The organism is Phaeodactylibacter xiamenensis (assembly GCF_965229835.1).
Classification (GTDB): domain Bacteria; phylum Bacteroidota; class Bacteroidia; order Chitinophagales; family Saprospiraceae; genus Phaeodactylibacter; species Phaeodactylibacter xiamenensis.
Window position 1 is genome coordinate 3151317 of record NZ_OZ245931.1, and the last position, 21210, is coordinate 3172526.

The window sequence follows — 21210 nt, forward strand, 5'->3', positions numbered from 1 at the left end:
AGCCCGGAACAGCCCGCCTGATTCCGGGCTTTGTTTTATACCCTAATCCGGGTAGATTTCTGACAAGGCAACCGGGTTTAACAATCATTCTCCGCACGAATTAGAAAGGAATGCCATCCGAAAAGGATATTTGTGATATATTGCACCGCTGAATAATTCTATCCCTGAAAGAATAAACCCTGATTACCAAGATGAACCTAAATGGTTACATTGACCATACGATCCTCAGACCTGATTGCACAATGGAAGACATTGAGCAACTGTGCCGGGAAGCCCGGCAGCATCAGTTCGCAGCTGTCTGCGTACCTCCTTTCCATGTGAAACGGGCTGCTGACCTTTGCGAAGACAGCCCCGTTGCTGTAGCTACCGTAGTTGGCTTCCCTATGGGCTATGCCTCTACTCCTTCCAAAATAGAAGAAATCAAAAGAGCAATCGATGAAGGGGCCTCCGAAATTGATGCGGTGATCAATATTTGTGCGGTGAAATCCGGCAACTGGAACTACGTCACCAATGACATCGACAGCCTGACCACAGCGACCCACCTCAAAGGCAAACAAATAAAGATTATCCTCGAAACTGCGCTGCTCACTCAGGAGGAGATCGAGCGGGTTGTTGGCATTTGCCTGGATAAAGAGGTGGAGTACCTGAAGACTTCAACCGGGTTTAATGGTGGTGGAGCTACACTAGAGGTCGTCGAACTGCTAAAGCGCCTGGCCAACGGGAAAGCCAGGATCAAAGCTTCAGGTGGTATCCGTTCCCGCTGGGAAGCCGAGCAGTTTATTAAAGCAGGGGCGGAACGTATCGGCACATCTTCAGGAGTTGCGATCATAGGCGGGTAAAGACGGGCCGTGTTCCTCTGCACGCATCAGGGCTAACGGCACACGTAGATTTTGATGCAAGCCCGGGTCTCTGTCCATCCTGAAATCTGCGCTTAAAAAGCATAGCTTTGACCGTTCAGCTATGGCAATCGCCACTTTTAATGACTTCCCCTCGTTATAATTCCTTAATTTTAGGAACTTTGCATCAATTTCCCGCTATTGCGGCTTCGGAACATGCCTGCCAAAGGCATAGTCAATTGAATGATCAAAACGATTATAATGTTATTCAGAGTCCTGTTTTCCGCCTTCTTTATGATAGGATGCCTTGGCTTCGGGCAAGCCCAAAATGTCATTATTGAGGCAGATGAGCCTATTCAGCAGATGATGGACCGCTACGTAGAGCTCAACAAATCCCGAAACTTTGTACAAGGCTGGCGGGTACAAATCCTGGCTACGCCGGACCGGCAGCGCCTGGAGACGGTCAAGCAATCCTTCAAATACCGCTACCCGAATATCCCGGTAGACTGGGAGCACGCGAAGCCTTACTACAAGCTCCGGGCCGGCGCCTTTGAGTCCAAATTGGAAGCGATGCGGCTGAAGTATATCCTGCAACAAGACTACTCCGGGATTTATCTCGTTAAAGATGACAGGATCAGACCTTCAGAGCTTATTGGAAACTTTTAATCCTTTATGAACGCATACCGCAGACAACATCAGGGTAACCCGGAAAGTGTGATGATGTTTGGCCGCATTGACTGGCTGACCTTCTGCCTGTTCCTGGGGCTGGCGGTTATTGGATGGATGATGATCTTCTCCGTAAGCTACGAGGAGTACAGGAAAGTCGGCATGGGAGGCTTCCTGAATACATCTGCCGGTAAGCAGGCCATTTGGCTGGGCATTTGCGGGCTGGTTTTCGCCTTCATCATGCTCTTTGACCATAAGTTTTGGCAAACCTTTGCCTATCCGATCTACGGATTGTCCATGCTGATGCTGGTCCTGGTCCTGATTTTTGGGACCAACATTAAAGGCGCAACCTCCTGGTTTTCTTTCGGTGGTTTTTCCCTGCAGCCTTCCGAACTGGCCAAAGTGGGCACCTGCCTGGGCGTCTCCGCATTTCTAAGTACCTACAGCACTGACCTCCGGCATCCCAAAGCACAACTGACAGCCCTTGGGCTCATCGCGCTACCGGTCTTATTGATCATGCTACAGCCTGATGCCGGTTCAGCGCTCGTTTTCACCTCCTTCCTGGTTGTATACTTCCGCGAAGGGCTGAACCCTATCTACTATATTGTAGGAATCGTCGGAGCCACGTTGCTGATTCTGGGGTTCATATATCCTCCTGTACAGATCATCTTTGGCACCGTCTTGGCTGGTGCAGCGGTGCTTGCCTATTACTTCAGCAACAACCTAAGAAATTATGCGTGGGCAGCTATTGCCCTCCTGGCCATTGCAGCGTACAATCTGTCGGGGCTGGGCTATCATTTATACCTTTTGGGCGGAGCAATCCTGTTTTTCCTGGCTTCCGGTTTCATCGCTTACCAGCAGCGCAACGGCCGCATGGCTATGCTCATGGCTTTCTTTCTGATACTGGGCAGCGGGCTCGCCTTCGCTTCAAACTACGCTTTCAACTATGTGCTCAAACCGCATCAGCAGGACCGGATTAACGTCTGGCTGCAGCCCGAAAAATGCGACGAGCGGGGCTCCCTTTATAACCTGACCCAATCCAAGGCTGCCATTGGCTCCGGAGGGTTGGAAGGCAAAGGGTTTCTTAATGGCACGATGACTAAACTCAACTACGTACCGGAGCAGTCTACTGACTTCATCTTTTGTACCATAGGTGAAGAGCAGGGTTTTGTGGGCACAGCCGGTATCATTCTCCTGTATTTGCTGCTCTTGTTGCGCATAACGGTGGTTGCTGAGCGGCAAAAATCCGCTTTTGCCCGGCACTACGCCTATTGCGTTGCAGGTATTCTGTTCATCCATATTTTTATCAACATCGGCATGACCATGGGCATGACGCCGATCATCGGTATCCCCCTCCCACTGATTAGCAAGGGGGGATCGTCCCTGCTGGGCTTTACCATAATGATCAGCATTCTGCTCAAGCTAGACAAACACCGTTTCCGCCACTAAACTGATTGAATTTGTTCACGTTCCAGCTGCAACATACTGACCCAAAATCTGCGGCACGGGCAGGCCGTATAGAAACTGCGCACGGCGAGATCCAAACGCCGATTTTTATGCCGGTTGGTACCCTTGGCACCGTCAAAGGAGTCCATCAACGAGAATTAGAGTCTGATATCAGGGCTCAGATCATCCTGGGCAATACGTATCATTTGTACCTGCGCCCCGGGCTGGAGATACTGGAAAATGCAGGCGGGCTGCATGGGTTTAATGGCTGGAAGCGCCCCATGCTTACCGATAGCGGTGGCTATCAGGTCTACTCCCTGAGCGCTCAGCGCAAAATAGATGAGGAAGGGGTCACTTTCCGGTCGCATATAGATGGTTCTTCCCACACTTTTACTCCGGAGCGCGCCATCGATATTCAACGCATCATTGGTGCAGACATTATCATGGCTTTCGATGAGTGCCCGCCCTACCCCTGCGACTATGAGTATGCCAAAAACTCTATGGAGCTCACCCACCGATGGCTGGACCGCTGTGTGAAGCGCATGGCAGAGACCGGGGGCAAATACGGGTACGAACAGACGCTGTTCCCCATCGTGCAGGGCAGCACTTACCCCGACCTGCGCCGCAAATCAGCAGAGACGATTGCAGCAGCAGACCAGGCAGGCAATGCCATTGGCGGTCTTTCGGTGGGCGAACCTGCGGAAGCTATGTACGAAACCACCGATCAGGTCTGCCACATTTTGCCTAAAGACAAGCCACGTTACCTGATGGGCGTGGGCACACCGGAAAACATCCTCGAATGCATCGCTCTGGGTGTGGACATGTTTGACTGTGTGCTGCCCACCCGGAATGCCCGCCACGGTATGCTCTATACTTCAGAGGGCATTATCAACATCAAGAATGCCAAATGGAAAGACGACTTCAGCCCGGTGGATGCCAGCAACCCCTGTTATGCCAGTCAGCAATACTCCAAAGCATACCTGCGGCACCTGATGCATACCAAAGAGCTCCTGGGCCCGCAAATTGCCAGCCTGCACAATCTGAGTTTCTACCTCTGGCTTGTGGGGGAAGCCCGGCAGCACATTATTGACGGCGACTTTGCGTCCTGGAAGGAGGAGATGGTTAAACGAGTGCAAAGGAGGTTATAATTTTGTTAGTAGTGCATCTAAATACTCATCCCATGCGTTACCGAAAAGAAGCGCAGCAGATGCAGCGGGAATTCCGCTCAAAAGCGCTTTTCTTTGTTGCCAAGTCAAGAACCCGGCCAGAACTATGCTAAAGAAAATCGACCTGTATCTTATTAAGAAGTTTTTGAGTACCTTCTTTTTCACGGTGCTCATCTTCACTATGATATCGGTCATTATTGACTTTAGTGAAAAAATAGAGAAATTTATCGAGAGCGAAATCACGCGCTATGAGATTTTTGTGCTCTACTACCCCGGGTTTATTATGTTTATTGCGGGGTTGCTTTGGCCGCTGTACACCCTGATTGCCGTCATTTTCTTCACCTCACGCCTCGCCTACAACTCAGAAGTCATATCCATATTCAATGCCGGGATTAGCTTTCGGCGGTTTATGCAACCCTATTTGGTTGCGGCAAGCTTTATTGCAATACTTCATCTGATAGGCAACCACTTTTTCATCCCGCTTGGCAACAAGAACCGGTTGGACGTCGAACATGCTTATATCTGGACGAATAACGATAAAGGCAAGACACAGGACGTGCATATGTTCGTAGCCCCCAACACCAAGGTTTACATCAACTACTACCGGAAGCGCGACAGCACCGCCCGGAAATTCCGGCTGGAGCACTTTGAGAATGGTGAATTGGTATCGCTCCTTAAAGCCAATACCGCTGAATGGGTTGGCCCACCTAATCAGTGGCGGCTGCGCAACTATGAAGTCCGCACTTTCAATGGCATGGCAGAGGAACTCATCCTCGGGCGGGGAGAGACCCTCGATACTGCGATCAACCTAACACCGGCTGACTTTGTGGACTATAAAGAGCAGCATATGATGATGACTTCCCGGCAACTGCTCGACTATATAGCCAAGCAGGAAGCCCGCGGAGTGGGCAATACTAAGAAGTACGAAATCGAATTTCACAGGAGGACTGCCGAGCCCTTCACTATTTTTATCCTCACCGTTATCGGTATGGCTATTGCTGCGCGTAAAGTAAGGGGCGGCATTGGGCTTCATCTGGCTATGGGGGTTGGCATAGGGGCACTGTTCATTTTCTTTTCCCGCTTTGCTGTTGTATTTGCAGCCGGTCAGCTCATTCCGGTGATTGTGGGCATTTGGCTGCCCAACCTGGTCTTTGGCGCAGTTGCCATTTATTTGGTCCGAAATGCTCAAAAGTAAGGTTTAACAAAAGTTTATTTTCTGTTTAACTTTAGGGTAGGCATCGTTCTACACCAGACTTTTTCGTGCCGCTTAAAGTCCCGAATGTTGAACAAAAGTATGAAAACACGCCTGCAAGTCTCTACAAAAACCCACTCATTTCATTTTTTACTGAAAGTTATAAAAATTTTTGAAAGTTCCTTAAGTAGGATAATCAACTGTATAACAGGCTTTTATGAAATGAATTCAAGAATTCACGCTTCATTTTAGTGCAAAACAGGCGTCACTTTGGTATGAAATATTGTATTTTGTTTAACTATTCCTTATCTTTGATTCAACAAGAGAAGAAAACTAGAACAAATAAATTAAAGTCCAATTTAGCCATGTCCACCACAGAGTTTTACAGCAACTTCGATAAAATGACGGTTCTCCTTAATTCCTTCGCTTACAATCTGACCAAAAACACGGAGGATGCGAAAGACCTTTTCCAGGAGACCGCATTCAGAGCTTTTACCAACCGGGATAAATTCCGTCCCGGAACGAATTTTAAAGCCTGGCTTTTCACCATCATGAAGAACATCTTCATCAACAACTACCGGAAAAAAGTCAAAGCCAACACGATAATGGACTCTACCGATAATATGTATTATATTAATTCGGGAAGCGTCGTTATTTCAAACAAAGCAGAATCCAACATCATGCTTAAGGAGCTTACTCAAATGATCGAAGAGCTGGACGACAGCATTAAGATTCCGTTTTTGATGCACTACCACGGTTATAAGTACCAGGAAATTGCAGACCACCTGGAGCTTCCGCTGGGCACTGTCAAGAGCCGTATTTTCTTCGCTCGCAAAGAACTCAAAGATGTGATTGGCAAGCGTTATGAGAACCTGAGCGAGCTCCGTCAGAAGGTTCATCAGTAGGTTTTCGCGCAAGTTTAACCTGGTAATACCTGTGGCAACTTAGACATTCCGGACCTACGTATTTCCCCCTTTATCGAAAAATAAACTTTACTTTTATGCGGCAATAGAACCATCAGGCTCTATTGCCGCTACTTTTTTACCTATGCTCAGAAGATCCACTTCAAAAGACAGTTTGTCATTTTTCACGAATCAGCTCAAGGTTTGGTTTAGCCAAAGCCACCGCCCTCTTCCGTGGAAGGGTGAAAAAGACGCCTACCTGATCTGGCTGTCCGAAATCATCCTTCAACAGACCCGGGTAGAACAGGGTCTGCCCTACTTTGAGCGTTTCCGGGAACGCTTCCCTACCGTTCATGACCTCGCTAATGCACCAGAGGATACCATCATGAAAACATGGGAAGGCCTCGGCTACTACTCCCGGGCCCGTAATCTCCACGCAGCCGCAAAGTATATTGTACACACGCTCAAGGGTAAATTCCCCAGCACCTACGAAGGAATACGGGCACTCAAAGGAGTTGGCCCTTATACCGCAGCAGCGATTGCATCCTTTGCCTACGAGCTCCCTTATGCCGTAGTTGATGGCAACGTATTCCGGGTGCTATCCAGGTTTTGGGGCATTCAAACCCCCATTGACAGTACAGAAGGGAAAAAGCAGTTTGCCAATCTAGCAGACCGGGCACTACAGGCTTCATCCCTTGCCCCATCTCAGCACAATCAGGCTATGATGGATTTTGGCGCGACCCACTGCAAGCCTAAAGCGCCACTTTGCTCACATTGCCCTCTGAATGGCCAATGCGCCGCTTTTCAGAATAAAAAAGTCGATCAGCTCCCTGTCAAATCCAAAAAAATCAAAAAGAAAAACCGGTATTTTCATTACCTCGTCGTGAACGCAGGCCCGCAGGTTATGCTCCGGAAAAGAACCGAAAAGGACATCTGGCGCAACCTCTATGAATTCCCTGTACTGGAGTGGCCGGAGGCTAAAGCAAGTGAACAGGAAATCCGGCGCAGCGCTCCCTGGGAGGCTTGCATTGGCGATCGGCCCGCCCGGATCGAGCAGATTTCCCCGCCTCAGCAGCAAACACTGACCCATCAAAAGATTCAGGCCGTGTTTTGGGAAATCCACCTCGAAGACGAACCACCCTCCATATCAGAATTAGCCCCTTACATTCTTGCCGATCGGAAAAACTTAAGTAATTTCGCCTTCCCAAAAATAATTGATTGGTATTTAGGTGATAATTCGCTATATTTAAAGTTGGTGTAACGAAGAGCGCCTCAAACTTCAATCCAATAGCTAAAAATGGTAAATCGCGTTATATTAATTGGCAATTTAGGTGCAGACCCGGAGGTACGCCGCCTGGAAAATGGGGCGGTCGTTGCCAAGGTCCGCCTCGCTACCAATGAAAACTACAAAGACCGCAGCGGTGAATGGCAAACGTTAACGGAATGGCACGATGTTGTTATGTGGAGAACACTTGCTGAGCGGGCAGAGAGCCAGCTAAAAACGGGTACCCAGGTTTACATCGAAGGCAAACTGACCCACCGCACCTGGCAGGATCAGGATGGCAATAACCGCAAGACAACTGAAGTAGTTGCCAGCTATTTCCGAATGGTCGGTGGCAAACGTGACAACAACTCCGGCGGCGGTGGTTACTTCCCAAGTCCGGAAGACGAGCAAAAAATGGGAAACATGCAGAGAAGTACGCCTGAGACGGCTACAACTTCACAATCGCAATCCGACGCAGACACTGGCAATATCAGTAAAGAACCTGCCGGTGGCAATACCGCCGAAGATGACCTGCCGTTCTAGGCAACTTCCGTTCACTAATTCCCAGCACCTTGGAATCGGAGCCCGCTAGTTTATTTTCGTTTCTGGTTCAGCATCCTCTATTTCTGAGTGCCTTCAGCCCTGAATTGATGCTGGGCGTATTTGGCATTATTTTGCTGCTCTTTTCATCAGCCCTGATTTCGGGTTCTGAAGTCGCCTTCTTTTCCTTGGGCTATAGCGATGTGAAAAAACTGGAAGACAGTAATACCGTCGCAGACCGCGCCATTATCAGCCTGAAGGAAAAACCCCGAAAGCTCTTAGCGACTATCCTGATTAGCAATAACTTCATCAATATTGCGATTGTCATTCTGTCTGACTTTGTGCTCCGTTCGGCCTTTCCGGACGAAACATTCGATCAGTGGGCAACAACTCTGCTTGGTTTGTTTACGGTCCCCACGGCTGAACAAACAGAATTCTGGGGCCGTTTGCTGAGCTTTTTGATCACGATAGCTGGCGTTACTTTCCTCCTCGTCTTGTTTGGGGAAGTGGCACCCAAGGTCTATGCCCGTATCAACAACCTGCAGCTTGCCCGGTTGATGTCCCGCCCTTTGGATATTATGATGCGGTTGTTCCATCCGGTCAGCAATATCCTGGTCCGGTCTACCAATATCATGGAAAGGCGCCTTGCCGGCGCCGGCAATGGCAACAGCCCCAGCCGGGCCGAAATCGATGAAGCCATCGAGCTAACGGTAAGCCAGGAAAAAGGGGCAGGGAGGGATATTGATATCCTGAAAAGTATTGTCAAGTTTGGTGATGTGACCGTCAAACAGATTATGCGTTCCCGGGTAGATGTTGTGGCTGTCGATTTCCGAATGGACTATAAGGAGCTCCTGGAAATTATTAAGGAGGCGGGTTACTCTCGTATCCCAGTCTATGAGAATGATTTCGACAACGTCACCGGCATCCTCTATGTGAAAGACCTGCTGGGCCACCTGGACGAACCTGCTGATTTTGAATGGCAGGAGCTGATCCGGCCGGATGTTTACTACGTGCCGGAAGCGAAGAAAATTAATGACCTGCTAAAGGAGTTCCAGGTGGAGCGTTTGCACATGGCGATCGTGGTGGACGAATACGGAGGTAGTTCCGGCATCGTTACCCTGGAAGACATCATGGAAGAGATCATCGGCGAAATCAAAGACGAGTTTGATGATGAGATCGAAGTGGTTTATAAAAAAATTGATGATTTCAATTACTTATTTGAAGGTAAGACACTGCTCAATGATGTGTGCCGCATTATCGGTATCGACACCAATACTTTTGACGAAGTAAAGGGCGAGGCGGATTCACTGGCGGGGCTAATTCTGGAAATCAAGGGATATATGCCCAAAACTGACGCAGAGATTACCCAGGGGGCATACCGTTTCAAAGTCGTGACCGTTAGCAAGCGGAGGATTGAGCAGATTTTATTGACACTTCCCAAAAATTAGATCGTCTATGTACCGGTTGAGCTTTTTTGTTTTCCTGACCCTTTTATTAGGCAGCTGCGGCGACGCCCCTGCCCCCACCCCTAAACCGAGAGCATTCCCCAAAGTTGAGTATCCCGAAAAGGCTTATCAGCAATTTGATGAAGACTACTGTGCCTTCACCTTCGAGTACCCGAACTATGCTGAAGTTCAACAGGACAAAAGCTTCTTTGACGAAGCTCCTCCACACCCCTGTTGGTTCGACCTTTACTTTAAGGACTTTGATGGGCGCCTCTATTGCAGCTACGCCCCTATTGAAAGTCAGGCAGACTGGGAAGACCTGCGCAGCGATGCCTTCAACCTCGCAGACTGGCACAATAAAAAAGCCAGCTATATTGATGAGATGCTCATCCAAAAAGACAATAACGTTAGTGGTGTTCTTTTCCTTATTGAAGGGCACGCTGCTTCTCCGGCTCAGTTCTACCTTACAGACAGTACAAACCACTTCCTAAGGGCTTCGCTCTACTTCAACACAGAAGTACGCCCGGACTCTATGGCGCCAATCTACAAATTCCTGGAAACCGACCTTCTGAAGATGATCGAGACCTTTGAATGGAAAGAATAGAGAGGGCCACCTTCATTCTGCAGCCATAATACCTAATCCATACAGGACTAAACAGAAAGGGCGTGTCCATTCCTACAGGGACACGCCGTTTTCTATTCTTTACATTATTATTCTGCATATTCCCTATTCGGGAACATCCTAATCCTCACTCACCTTCACGGCATTTTTGGTGCTTTTGCCCTTAGCGCCTGCATCGTCTTCCTCTGCAGGTTCTGCCACACCGGTGATCTTGTTTTTAATCTTCTGCTCGATTTCCAGCGCCACTTCCGGGTTGTCCATCATAAACTGCTTGGCCGCCTCACGCCCCTGCGCAATTTTGGCAGTATCATAGCTGTACCAGGCGCCGCTCTTTTGGATGATATCGTGATCGACACCAAGGTCAACGACCTCGCCGACTTTAGAGATACCCTCGCCGTACATGATGTCAAACTCAGCAATTCGGAATGGGGGCGCCAACTTGTTTTTCACCACCTTCACTTTCACGTGGTTGCCCACTACGTTGCCTTCCTTGTCCTTAATGGCCGAACCCGAACGCCGGATATCCAGCCGCATGGAAGCATAGAACTTCAGGGCATTACCACCGGTAGTCGTTTCGGGGTTACCGAACATAACGCCGATTTTCTCCCGAAGCTGATTGATAAAAATGCAGCAACAGCCTGTACGGCCAATCGTACCTGTAAGTTTACGCATGGCCTGAGACATCAGTCTCGCCTGAAGGCCCATTTTGGAATCCCCCATTTCCCCTTCGATCTCACTGCGGGGCACCAGGGCCGCCACGGAGTCGACAACGATAATATCAATTGCACCTGAGCGGATGAGGTTTTCAGCAATCTCCAGTGCCTGCTCACCGTTGTCCGGCTGAGCGATAAGCAGGTTTTCCGTATCTACGCCCAGGGCTTTGGCATAGGTGCGGTCAAAGGCATGTTCTGCGTCGATAAATGCTGCAATCCCGCCCTGTTTCTGACACTCTGCAAGCGCATGAATAGCCAGGGTGGTTTTGCCGGAAGACTCCGGCCCGTAAATTTCTACAATACGCCCGCGGGGAAATCCATTTACGCCGAGCGCAATATCGAGGCTCAAAGAGCCGGAGGGAATGGCATCTACTTCGATGACGTTGTCGTCACCGAGGCGCATGATCGAGCCCTTCCCGTAGGTTTTCTCTATCCGGTCTACTGTCAGCTGAAGCGCCTTGAGTTTAGCTTCCCGGTCCTTGTTGACATCTGCCATTTGGTGTGGTTTAATCAAGATTTTGTTTGAATGCCCAACAAAAATAAACACTTCGTTTATAAAAAGCAAACAAACGCTACATTTTATTTAAAACTGATTGCAGGCAGGTATGCCCGCAACCACGGCTCAAGTTAGGCAAACCCGGCAGGGATTCAAAAGAGCGACGGTCTAAAATGCAGAAGCCCCTGACCGTCATTGCGATGCCAGGGGCTTCTTAAGCAGTAAATGTTCCGGCGCTCAATGCGAGCGTTCCAGGGCAGCTCTTTCACTACTATACTCCAGCACGCGCTGAAGCGATTGCTTTGAGGGGCTAAACGTCACCTTCGGCAAGGCTCGGTAAGCCGCCTTCAGCTCGCTGTATTCCTCAAATAGCCCGAAATCCCGAGTGAGTGCCTCCTCAAGGCCGAGCCGTTCTGATACCGTCACCTCATTGTAGAGGTATCTGACGAGATGGTTGGATGTAAAGCTTTGCTTCATAGAATAATTTGATGTGGTTGCGTTTAAGAAAATCACCTATAAAACTAAAGAAAGGACATTCATATTGCCCTTTTAATTTGTTTTTTTCGGTGCTGCACCACCAAAACTTTATCCTCCCGTCTGATTACCTGACCCGGTACCAGGTTTGTGTGCGGTAAACTCCTGTCCAGTGCTTGCCGCGCACTTTCAATTCATCGGGCTTGCCTTCTTCAAACCAGACCGAACAGCCATACTCGTTGCCGGTCTCCGGGTCCATAATGGTACCATTCTTCCAGTAATCCTTGTAGGGCTCAAGGTCATTAACAATGACCATCCCTACCAGCTTCTTCCCTTTACGGCTGCCCGTGCAGGCCTCGCAGACTTGGTCCTGAGGATACTGCAGTAGTTTTGTGATTTTCCCGTGGTATTTTCCGCCATCCTGGTAAATCTCCACATGCGACTTGGCCTCGCCGGTCTCATCATCAACGGTTTTCCATATGCCGGTTGGTGTATTCTGTGCCTGAACGTTTACTACGCCAGCTAGTGTAACAAACAGTAGCAACAACAGCTGCTTCATCATCTCGCTTAACTTTAAGTTTTGGGGTTTACCCCTTTTAATCAACCTTCACTTCGTAATCCATGCCCAGGGCTTTGGGGTGCCAAAACACTTCGTCGAAGTCCGCCACGCGGTTATCTTCCACCCGGATGCCTTCTTCCTCAAGCCGCTCCTGCATTAACGTGGGTGTGGGAAAGTGATTGCGCCCGGTCAGCTCGCCTTTCCGGTTGACCACCCGGTGTGCAGGAATGCCTTCCTCGTGGAAACTATTGTTTAACGCCCAGCCGACCATACGGGCGGAGCCCAGGGCCAGGAAATCGGCAATCGCGCCATAAGTACTGACCCGCCCCCGCGGAATCTCCCGGGTCACGGCAAATACTAAAGTATAATAGGAAGGCTGTGCCATGGTTCACATTTCAATTCTATAACTTTGCACTGCGAGCCTGCTGATTAATCGCTTCAGTGAAAAGGATCGACCATTTATATTGACAAGCAACACGCATTATTAGTTTATGCTAAAGACAAAAGTAAAGGCCAGCGCCGTAACCAACCTTACTGATGCCCGTTATTTCGCCGCATGGGAAGTGGAGTGGCTGGGCTTCAACCTCGATACCGGAGCCGCAGACTACATCCCCCCTGCCAATATGGAGGCCATCCGCGAATGGGTGGACGGCGTGAAAATACTCGGCGAATTCAACCTGCAGGCCAACGATGAAATCCTGGGCGCCGTCGATATGCTCAAGCTCGATGCCGTACAGGTGGGCATGTTCGCTGACCTGCAAACCCTCAAAGCCCTGCACAAAGCAGAAGTGCCCGTCATTCAGGAAATGGTAGTGCAGGACCTGAGCGAGCTCGATGCTATAGCCACCCAGATGAAGGCCAACGAAGACCAGGTACAGTACTTTGTGCTCGACTTTGCCAAAAACAACCTCAAATGGGCTGATATTCAGGCTAATGCACCGGGGCAACTTCAGGAACTTTGCGAAGAATTCCCTATCTTGCTAAGTGCTGACTTCCCTGCCGGGCAGGTGGAAGATGTACTGGAAAACACTGCCGCAGCGGGCATCAGCGTACGGGGGGGCGAAGAGGAAAAAGTGGGCTATAAATCCTTTGATGAACTGGATGACCTGTTTGAGGCACTGGAGACCTTTGAAGAATAAAGCGACCAGCCATGTTATCCATTTCAACGCTAAAAAGCTAAGCCCTGTTCTTTTGCTTAACCTGCCCAATCACCGGTTTTAGGTGAACCCTGTGGCCGCTTTCATAATCTCAAAATACACCTCCATGAAAAAGGGCTTTTTACTGCTACTTCCTCTTTTGGGTTTGTGGATCCAACTCATTGCACAAAACAATGATCTTGAATGTATTGCGTTTGCACCCGTTACCCTTTTTGAAACCAACAGTGCCTGTCAGGTGGAGCTCAGCCCCTTTCAGCTGCTTACCGGTGGCGACCTGCAAAACTACGATGAGAGCAGTTTCCTGCTGACGATATTTGATGGCAGCTCCAGCAATGGAAATGTTCTGGATGGCCCTGGCACGTATGAATACGAAATCCAGTGTTTTGGCCTCGATATCCCTCCCTGTGGGGACTTTACTTCCTGTACTGGCCTAATAAGTGCTACGCTACCTGTACCAGAAATCACTTCTAATGCGGCCGCCATTTGTCCCGCTGCCAATCCCGGCCCTAATACCCCGGGCGGCACGCAAGACTGCGAAAAAGTCTGCGCCGGCAGTACCGTCACTTATGCCTTAACAGACAGCACTTTCACCATTGAGTCCGTACAGGTCAGCGGCAGCGATAACTTTGCCATCTTTGGCAACCGGGTAGAAGTCACATGGGAGGATGCTGGCTTCGGCAGCCTTTCCATCCTCGTCAACGGTTCTTGTGGAATAACGCAACAGGTGTTCACCTGCGCTGAGGTCCTGGAACTCCCCACCGCTGAATTCAAAACCCTGCCTGAAGCCAGTGGCGACACCCTTTTTGTCTGTCAGGGGCAATCCATACAGTTCCTTAACAACAGCCAGGCCGCCGAATCCTTCTTTTGGTCCTTCGGTGATGGGAACACCTCTGCCGGGGGGCAGCCCAGCCACCGGTACGACCTGCCGGGCACCTACACCACTACCCTGTCGGCATTCAACGAGTGCGAATGCGTGGATGAGGACCGCCTGACCGTCGTAGTGGAAGAAGGGGAAGTGCCCATCGTAGACTGTGTGGGCACGCTCTGCGCCGGGCAAATTGGCACCTACGAGGCGGCAACCGATTGCAACACTTACACCTGGAATATCATCGGCAACGGGACCATCATCGACGGTGGCGGCCCGCAGGATGACTTTATCAGCGTGGAATGGAACGAAGGGCCGGCAGGCACCGTGCAACTGGAAGTGAGCGACTGCCCCGACCCTGGCAGCTGCACCAGTGTCTTTGAAGCCCAGGTCCCTATTCTGGATGACACCATTGCCATCAGCGGCGCAACCAATGTCTGCCGGGCAGCCACCAGCGTGTACAGCATCGCTCCATACGAAGGCACTGCCATGACGTGGTCGGCCAGCTCCCTTGGCACCATTCTGGAAGGGCAGGGCACCAACGAAATTGTGGTGGAATGGGCCAATTTCCTGTCCAATCAGCCACAGTGGGTCGCCGTGGAGCTCGACAATTGCTACCTGGGCTGCGTGGCTGCTGATACCCTTCCGGTACGCATCAACCCCGGACTTTTAATAGAAGCGCCTTTGGAAGCTTGTGCAGGCGATACTATAGCCATTGATGCCCTGAGCATCCCCAGCGGCAGCCCCGCCCCTTCCACCTGGGTGCTCCAAAATGCCACCGGCGATACTGTTTCGGTTAACAACAGCGTTACCGGGACCTGGTCGCTCCCCCTCGGCTTTACAGATGGGCTCTACGAGGTGACCGCCACCCCCGAAACCGGAAGCGGGTACTGCCTGATGCAAGCCTCCGCCGTACTCAGAGTGCTGCCGGCCGTGCCAGCAATTGAGGCTATACAAGGCGCCCGGCAGATTTGCCCGGGGCAGGTTTACACTTACGAGGCAGAATCCGACCTGAACAGTGCCCGCTTTTTCTGGACCATCAACGATGGGGGGACCCTTTCCACCCGTACTGGCAACCCGGTCAATGTAAGCTTTGGCCCTACCCCACCGTACGAAATCAGCGTGCGGCAGGAAAGCGTACTAGGCTGCACTTCTCCCGACACGCTTATCGCTTTGGATACCCTCCCGGAGCTTCAAATCAGCGGGCCGGACGAAACCTGCAATCAGGAAATCACCTCTTACAGCGTAGCGGATATCGAAGGGCTGGACTACAACTGGAGCATCAGCCCTGCCGGCGCAGGCACCATCATCAATGAAAATGGAAATGCCAATATTATCGTCAGCTGGCACTATACCGGCTTTGCCACGATTACAATGGAAGCCTGTGACCAGATCGCTATCCTTCAGGTGGCCGTCTATGGCTTGCCGGAGCCAGTGGTGGACCACCCGGATGTGCTCTGCCCGGAAGAAACGGCTATGGTTCAAACCACAGCCCCTTTCGACAGCTACCTTTGGCTGGATGAAACAGGCAACATCGTTTCCCTGGAGAACACCCCTGACCTTGGCCCTGGTTTTTACCGCACCGTAGTGACCGACTTTAACGGCTGTGCGGAAGATACCCTCTTTCTCATCCGCGGCTATGAAGCGCCGGAAGTCAGCATTTCCACCCCCGACCCCAATGGATTTTGCAACCTGACGCCTTCCACCCGCCTTTTCGCTACCGATACCGAAGCCGGGTATACCTTCCAGTGGCTGCAGAACGGCAATCCCGTAGGCGCCAACAGCGCGCAGTACACCGCAACCGACTTCGGGGCTTACCAGGTGCGTGTGACCGATCAGAATGGATGTACAGACCTTTCCAACACCATTTCCGTACTCGATTGCTCCGGCATTGGCGGCGGCATCTTCCCAAACAGCCCGGGCTGTGCCGGCACCATTGACCTGCAGCAAATGAGCAATGGCGACTGCAACGACCGCAGCTACGAAGCCATCGTGTCTGCCAATTATATCCCAGGCACTGCTGTATGGAATTTTGACGACCCCGGCAGCGGCCCGGGGAATATCTCCTTTGGCACCCTGCAGACCAGCCACGTGTTTTCCAGCCCCGGCTACTACCGGGTGTTTTTTGTTGGAGAATTTACGGACCCCGGTACCGGACAAGCGACCACCTGCTCTTTCTACCGGCCGGATACAGTCTATGCGGTCGCCCGTTTCAATGCCGACACCGTTTGTACAGGCGAGCCTACGACATTCATTGACCTGTCCCGTTTTATTGACGGGGCAACGATCGATAGCTGGGCGTGGGACTTTGGCGACCCTGCCAGCCCAAACAACACTTCCAACCTGCCTGCCCCCCAACACTTGTACACCGCTCCGGGCGTATACACTGCCACCCTGACCATCACGAGCAATGGCTGCACCTCTACCTTCAGCCGGCCGGTCACTGTCAAAGGCTTGCCCGAGGTAGCTTTCCCACAGCCCGCCGTAAGTTGTGCCGACGAAGCCGTACAATTTGAAGCCGATGCAGGGCCCGATGTCACAGAACTTTTCTGGAGCTTCGGCGACCCGGCCAGCGCGGAGGCTAATGAAGCCGAAGGGACCATCGCCTACCACCGCTTTGAAAATCCAGGCACCTACACCGTTTCCCTGACGGCCATCGGGCGCTTTGGCTGCGACAGCACTTACGTAGCAACGGTGACCATTCTGCCCAATAACCTGAGCGGTATGATTAGCTCGAATGGCACTCAATTTTGTGCGGGGGATACGGCCGTACTTACAGCGCCTCCGGGCGGCGTCTCCTGGGCGTGGAGCAATGGCCAGGCCGGGGACAGCCTGTTTGTTACCCGGACCGGTGTCTACGATGTTACCGTTACCAATTCAAATGGCTGCACTTATACACCTGACCCGGTAGAACTGGCCTTCCGCCCTGCCCCCGAAGACACCATCCGGGCGGCGATCTACAACGAACTGGGCCAACTTCTAGGCTATGAATACGACACCCTGGAAATTTGTGAGGCCACCGATGTCTTCCTGGAAACCCTGGCGAATCCTGACTACTCCTACACCTGGTCGAACGGTACCGGTGCGGTCGCCATAGAGTTCTCCGATGAACGGGGCAACTTGCTTACCGCCGGCACTTATACCTTCGACGTGACCGTAACAGAAACCGCCTCCGGCTGCACCAACGTAGAAGGTCCATTTACGGTGATCGTCAATCCGGTACCGGAAGTACAGATCAGTCAATCGCCCGGTGGTTTTGTATGCGAAGGCACCTTGGTCACTTTCTCAGTAGACAGCCCTGACCCTGCCCTCTCCTACCGCTGGAGCAATGGCGTTACCGGTCCCGTCATGCAGACCGATCAGCCCGGGCGCTACACCGTGATGGCCACTAACGGTTTCGGATGCGAAAGCGAAAGCAATACCCTGCAGATTGAGCCCGGCCCGGATATTTCACTGGTGCCCAATGGCTGCTACAGCCGATGCCGCCCGGACACCCTTTGCCTGCCCGAAATCCCAGGCATCAGCACCTATCAGTGGGTATTTGAAGGCCTGCCGCTGGGAGCACCTTCCTCCACCGTCCCCGAGCTCATCGCCACCGAAAGCGGCAGTTACTGGCTGGATATGGTTGCCGAGAATGGCTGCGCCCTGTCCTCGGAGCCCTTACAACTGGAACTCTTCGACGGGTTAAGTCAGCTGGAAGGGCAGGTGTACATCGATGTCAACGATAATGGCATCATTGACGCAGCAGATACGCTCTACAGCGGGGCCGTCATTAACCTGTTGCAAAACAACAGCCTGCTGAACAGCCTTACAGCAATTGCCCCCAATGGTTACACCTTCCCCAATCTACCGGCAGGTGGCTATCAACTACAGCTCGATACCACTCAGTTGCCACAGGAATTGGTACCAGTTTACACCGAAATCGACACCACCACCTTCGGCTGTTTCCTTGCCTTCCCGGCCGACTGGCTGCTACAGGTGAATTGCACGCCTGACACCACGAGCTTTAGCTTTTCGGGCTGTGACTCGGTAGTTTACGAAGGGGTAACCTATGTGCAGGATACCATTCTGGAAAGTGCGCTGAGCAGTTTCTGGGGATGTGACAGCCTGGTGCAGGTTTCTATTGACATACTACAACCCACAGCTGCCACCCTGCAGGCCAACGCTTGCGAGAATGAAGCTTTCGACTATCAGGGCACGCTTATCCCGGCCGGTACACAACAGGATTTTATACTTACAAATGTTGCAGGTTGTGATTCCATATTGACGGTGGTGGTGGCGACGCTGTTGCCTACGGATTCCACACTTACCCTCGCCGCTTGCCAGGGCCAAAGCGCAGACTACCTCGGTACGTCGGTGCTGGCGGGAACACAACAGGACTTCATCTTTCCCAATGCCAATGGATGCGACTCTGTGGTCACCGTGGTCGTTGAAACGCTACTGCCCACCGATTCTACGATCAACTTAGCTGCTTGCCAAGGTGAAAGCGCGGACTATCTCGGTACGCCTGTACCCGCCGGGACGCAGCAAGACTTCACCTTCACCAATGCTAACGGCTGCGACTCCGTGGTCACGGTGATCGTCGAAACCCTGTTGCCCACCGATTCCACAATCAATCTCGCCGCTTGCCAGGGCCAAAGCGCAGACTACCTCGGTACGCCTGTACCCGCAGGAACGCAGCAAAACTTCACCTTCACCAATGCTAACGGCTGCGACTCCGTGGTCACGGTAATCGTCGAAACCCTGTTGCCCACCGATTCCACAATCAATCTCGCCGCTTGCCAGGGCCAAAGCGCAGACTACCTCGGTACGCCTGTACCCGCAGGGACGCAGCAAGACTTCACCTTCACCAATATTAATGGGTGCGACTCCGTGGTCACCGTGATCGTCGAAACCCTGTTGCCCACCGATTCCACGATCAATCTCGCCGCTTGCCAGGGCCAAAGCGCAGACTACCTCGGTACACCTGTACCCGCAGGGACGCAGCAAAACTTCACCTTCACCAATATTAATGGGTGCGACTCCGTGGTCACCGTGGTCGTTGAAACGCTGTTGCCTACGGATTCCACAATCAATCTCGCCGCTTGCCAGGGCCAAAGCGCAGACTATCTTGGTACACCTGTACCCGCAGGGACGCAGCAAGACTTCACCTTCACCAATGCTAACGGTTGCGACTCCGTGGTCACCGTGATCGTCGAAACGCTGTTGCCTACGGATTCCACAATCAATCTCGCCGCTTGCCAGGGCCAAAGCGCAGACTACCTCGGTACGCCTGTACCCGCCGGGACGCAGCAAAACTTCACCTTCACCAATGCTAACGGTTGCGATTCCGTGGTCACGGTGTTGGTCGAAACCCTCCTGCCCACCGATTCCACCCTGCAGGTACAAGCCTGTTCGGGCACTAACTATGTGTACGAAGGCACAGCCATCCCGGCAGGCGAGACCGCAAACTTTACCTTTATCAATGCCAATGGCTGTGACTCCGTGGTTACAGTGGAGGTGGAGGCGGTGGAAGCTCTGGAGACTAATATCGCCCTATCAGCCTGTGAAGGAGCAAGTATTGATTACAATGGTACCGAGCTGCAGGCGGGGCAGGACACGGTATTCACTTTCCAAAGCGCGGCGGGCTGTGACTCCCTCGTGTTTGTGGAAGTGGAAACGGCCGAACCCAACTTCACCACCATCAATCTCGAAGCCTGTACCGGAACGACCATTGATTTTGAAGGGCAATCCCTCAGCCCGGGCGATTCCCTTCAGCTGGAACTGACGAATAGCGAAGGGTGCGACTCTGTTGTGCTGGTGCGGGTGGAAGAACTATCTGCTCCCATGCCGACAGCAACCACAGCGCCCAGTTGCCCGGAAGGCAGTACAGGGGCATTGGTAGTTCAGGATAGCTCCCAGCAACCACTGACCTTCACCCTGCAAGGTTTCCCTACACAGAGCGACCCGGCATTCAGCGACCTGAGCGCTGGCGATTACAGCCTGACTGTTACCAACACCAGCAATGGTTGTACGGCTACGCTCATGGCGACCGTTGAAGCACTGCCGCCCCTACAGGCCGAACTTGACATTCAGCCCGGCGATTGCGAAACACCATCGACTACAGTAGATGCCGTGGTGCTCTCCGGCACAGAATCAGAGCTTTCCTACAACTGGAGCAATGGAGAAAGCGGCCCGATGGCGCAGTTCGATACTGCCGGCACTTACCAACTGACCCTCAGCAACGCCTGTGAGGTACTGACGCTGAACTTCAACGTCACCGCTCCACGGGTGGACGAAGCGGCTTTCCTTTACCTGCCCACCGCATTCTCCCCCAATGAGGATGGCAATAACGATACCTTCCGGGCTTACCCGGCACCGGGCCTGGAGTGGCAGTCCTTCAAGCTGATGGTTTTTGACCGCTGGGGCAATCAGCTGTTTGAAAGTAATGACCCGCTACTGGGTTGGGACGGCATTTTCAAAGGCAGCCTAATGAATACTGGTTTGTATGTGTACCACCTCAAGGGTAAGGTGTTTTACTGCGGTCAGGAATTGGATGTGGAACGGGAAGGCGGGGTCATGCTCGTACGATAAGGCTAAAGGCGTTGAACTTCTTGCAGCAATCGCCCCCCCCGACTATTGCAATACCATGAGCGAAACTTCAGGTAAGTTCGAAGCATAGGGTATGAAAAGCGGCGTATTCTGAGATAATCAGAAGGAGCATTTCTCCTCGGCTGGATATAACGTGCGACTTCTCCGAAGTCGATCTCCCGTGGTGTTGCCAGGGTTACAAGGGTGTAACTTCTACGAAGTCTTCCAGCATGTGCAGCCCGTTGTGGTTCATAATGGCACTGCATTAAAACACTGATAAAGGGGGATTTCCCCCCT

At 51.9% G+C, this 21210-nt stretch carries 16 protein-coding genes; 12 read left to right on the forward strand and 4 right to left on the reverse strand.

What is annotated here, in order from left to right; translation table 11 throughout:
* Positions 1-191 precede the first annotated feature (191 nt).
* The 10 genes from deoC (at position 192) to ACO08I_RS11640 (ending at position 10061) form a co-directional block, all read left to right on the forward strand.
* Positions 192-839: a deoxyribose-phosphate aldolase gene (gene deoC / locus ACO08I_RS11595; protein ID WP_282775225.1), complete on the forward strand. Its 648-nt coding sequence runs from the start codon at positions 192-194 to the stop codon at positions 837-839.
* Positions 840-1097: 258 nt separating this feature from the next.
* A complete protein-coding gene (locus ACO08I_RS11600; protein WP_044221266.1) occupies positions 1098-1502 on the forward strand; it encodes an SPOR domain-containing protein in 405 nt (134 codons plus the stop codon).
* Positions 1503-1508: 6 nt separating this feature from the next.
* A complete protein-coding gene (gene rodA / locus ACO08I_RS11605) occupies positions 1509-2951 on the forward strand; it encodes a rod shape-determining protein RodA (RefSeq protein WP_421949388.1) in 1443 nt (480 codons plus the stop codon).
* Between the two features lie 11 nt (positions 2952-2962).
* Complete coding sequence (tgt, locus tag ACO08I_RS11610) at positions 2963-4096, forward strand: tRNA guanosine(34) transglycosylase Tgt (RefSeq protein ID WP_282775223.1); 1134 nt, start codon at positions 2963-2965, stop codon at positions 4094-4096.
* Positions 4097-4220: 124 nt separating this feature from the next.
* Positions 4221-5309, forward strand: coding sequence for an LptF/LptG family permease (locus ACO08I_RS11615; protein ID WP_044221261.1), 1089 nt, complete (start codon positions 4221-4223; stop codon positions 5307-5309).
* A gap of 362 nt (positions 5310-5671) precedes the next feature.
* A complete protein-coding gene (locus ACO08I_RS11620) occupies positions 5672-6211 on the forward strand; it encodes an RNA polymerase sigma factor (protein WP_282775222.1) in 540 nt (179 codons plus the stop codon).
* Positions 6212-6353: 142 nt separating this feature from the next.
* A complete protein-coding gene (gene mutY / locus ACO08I_RS11625) occupies positions 6354-7469 on the forward strand; it encodes an A/G-specific adenine glycosylase (protein ID WP_282775221.1) in 1116 nt (371 codons plus the stop codon).
* Positions 7470-7505: 36 nt separating this feature from the next.
* Entirely contained in the window at positions 7506-8015 is a 510-nt protein-coding gene (locus ACO08I_RS11630) for a single-stranded DNA-binding protein (RefSeq protein WP_282775220.1), read from the forward strand.
* A 107-nt stretch (positions 8016-8122) separates the two neighbouring features.
* Entirely contained in the window at positions 8123-9460 is a 1338-nt protein-coding gene (gldE, locus tag ACO08I_RS11635; RefSeq protein WP_421949389.1) for a gliding motility-associated protein GldE, read from the forward strand.
* A gap of 7 nt (positions 9461-9467) precedes the next feature.
* Positions 9468-10061, forward strand: a complete 594-nt coding sequence (locus ACO08I_RS11640; RefSeq protein WP_282775218.1) for a hypothetical protein — start codon at positions 9468-9470, stop codon at positions 10059-10061.
* 138 nt (positions 10062-10199) lie between these two features.
* On the opposite strand, the gene recA is transcribed toward ACO08I_RS11640, so the two are convergent.
* From recA to ACO08I_RS11660, 4 genes are all read right to left on the reverse strand, one after another.
* The gene (gene recA, locus ACO08I_RS11645) at positions 10200-11288 is read right to left on the reverse strand and encodes a recombinase RecA (protein WP_044221241.1); all 1089 of its coding nucleotides are present in this window, start codon (positions 11286-11288) and stop codon (positions 10200-10202) included.
* A 237-nt stretch (positions 11289-11525) separates the two neighbouring features.
* On the reverse strand, positions 11526-11765 hold the full coding sequence (locus ACO08I_RS11650; protein ID WP_282775217.1) for a hypothetical protein: 240 nt from the start codon (positions 11763-11765) through the stop codon (positions 11526-11528).
* A gap of 124 nt (positions 11766-11889) precedes the next feature.
* Positions 11890-12324, reverse strand: coding sequence for a DUF2147 domain-containing protein (locus ACO08I_RS11655; protein WP_421949390.1), 435 nt, complete (start codon positions 12322-12324; stop codon positions 11890-11892).
* A gap of 34 nt (positions 12325-12358) precedes the next feature.
* Positions 12359-12706: an MGMT family protein gene (locus ACO08I_RS11660; protein ID WP_282775215.1), complete on the reverse strand. Its 348-nt coding sequence runs from the start codon at positions 12704-12706 to the stop codon at positions 12359-12361.
* Positions 12707-12812: 106 nt separating this feature from the next.
* Here ACO08I_RS11660 and ACO08I_RS11665 point away from each other — a divergent pair, with 106 nt between their 5' ends.
* The gene (locus ACO08I_RS11665; protein ID WP_282775214.1) at positions 12813-13460 is read left to right on the forward strand and encodes an N-(5'-phosphoribosyl)anthranilate isomerase; all 648 of its coding nucleotides are present in this window, start codon (positions 12813-12815) and stop codon (positions 13458-13460) included.
* 124 nt (positions 13461-13584) lie between these two features.
* Positions 13585-20916 (forward strand): PKD domain-containing protein, encoded by a 7332-nt coding sequence (locus ACO08I_RS11670; RefSeq protein WP_421949391.1) that lies wholly within the window; start codon positions 13585-13587, stop codon positions 20914-20916.
* The last annotated feature ends 294 nt before the right edge of the window (positions 20917-21210 follow it).

Coding starts and splice junctions, on each gene's coding strand:
- deoC (WP_282775225.1), top strand. CDS start 192: ATGAACCTAAATGGTTACATTGACCATACGATCCTCAGACCTGATTGC.
- ACO08I_RS11600 (WP_044221266.1), top strand. CDS start 1,098: ATGTTATTCAGAGTCCTGTTTTCCGCCTTCTTTATGATAGGATGCCTT.
- rodA (WP_421949388.1), top strand. CDS start 1,509: ATGAACGCATACCGCAGACAACATCAGGGTAACCCGGAAAGTGTGATG.
- ACO08I_RS11615 (WP_044221261.1), top strand. CDS start 4,221: ATGCTAAAGAAAATCGACCTGTATCTTATTAAGAAGTTTTTGAGTACC.
- ACO08I_RS11620 (WP_282775222.1), top strand. CDS start 5,672: ATGTCCACCACAGAGTTTTACAGCAACTTCGATAAAATGACGGTTCTC.
- mutY (WP_282775221.1), top strand. CDS start 6,354: ATGCTCAGAAGATCCACTTCAAAAGACAGTTTGTCATTTTTCACGAAT.
- ACO08I_RS11630 (WP_282775220.1), top strand. CDS start 7,506: ATGGTAAATCGCGTTATATTAATTGGCAATTTAGGTGCAGACCCGGAG.
- gldE (WP_421949389.1), top strand. CDS start 8,123: ATGCTGGGCGTATTTGGCATTATTTTGCTGCTCTTTTCATCAGCCCTG.
- ACO08I_RS11640 (WP_282775218.1), top strand. CDS start 9,468: ATGTACCGGTTGAGCTTTTTTGTTTTCCTGACCCTTTTATTAGGCAGC.
- recA (WP_044221241.1), bottom strand. CDS start 11,288: ATGGCAGATGTCAACAAGGACCGGGAAGCTAAACTCAAGGCGCTTCAG.
- ACO08I_RS11650 (WP_282775217.1), bottom strand. CDS start 11,765: ATGAAGCAAAGCTTTACATCCAACCATCTCGTCAGATACCTCTACAAT.
- ACO08I_RS11655 (WP_421949390.1), bottom strand. CDS start 12,324: ATGATGAAGCAGCTGTTGTTGCTACTGTTTGTTACACTAGCTGGCGTA.
- ACO08I_RS11660 (WP_282775215.1), bottom strand. CDS start 12,706: ATGGCACAGCCTTCCTATTATACTTTAGTATTTGCCGTGACCCGGGAG.
- ACO08I_RS11665 (WP_282775214.1), top strand. CDS start 12,813: ATGCTAAAGACAAAAGTAAAGGCCAGCGCCGTAACCAACCTTACTGAT.
- ACO08I_RS11670 (WP_421949391.1), top strand. CDS start 13,585: ATGAAAAAGGGCTTTTTACTGCTACTTCCTCTTTTGGGTTTGTGGATC.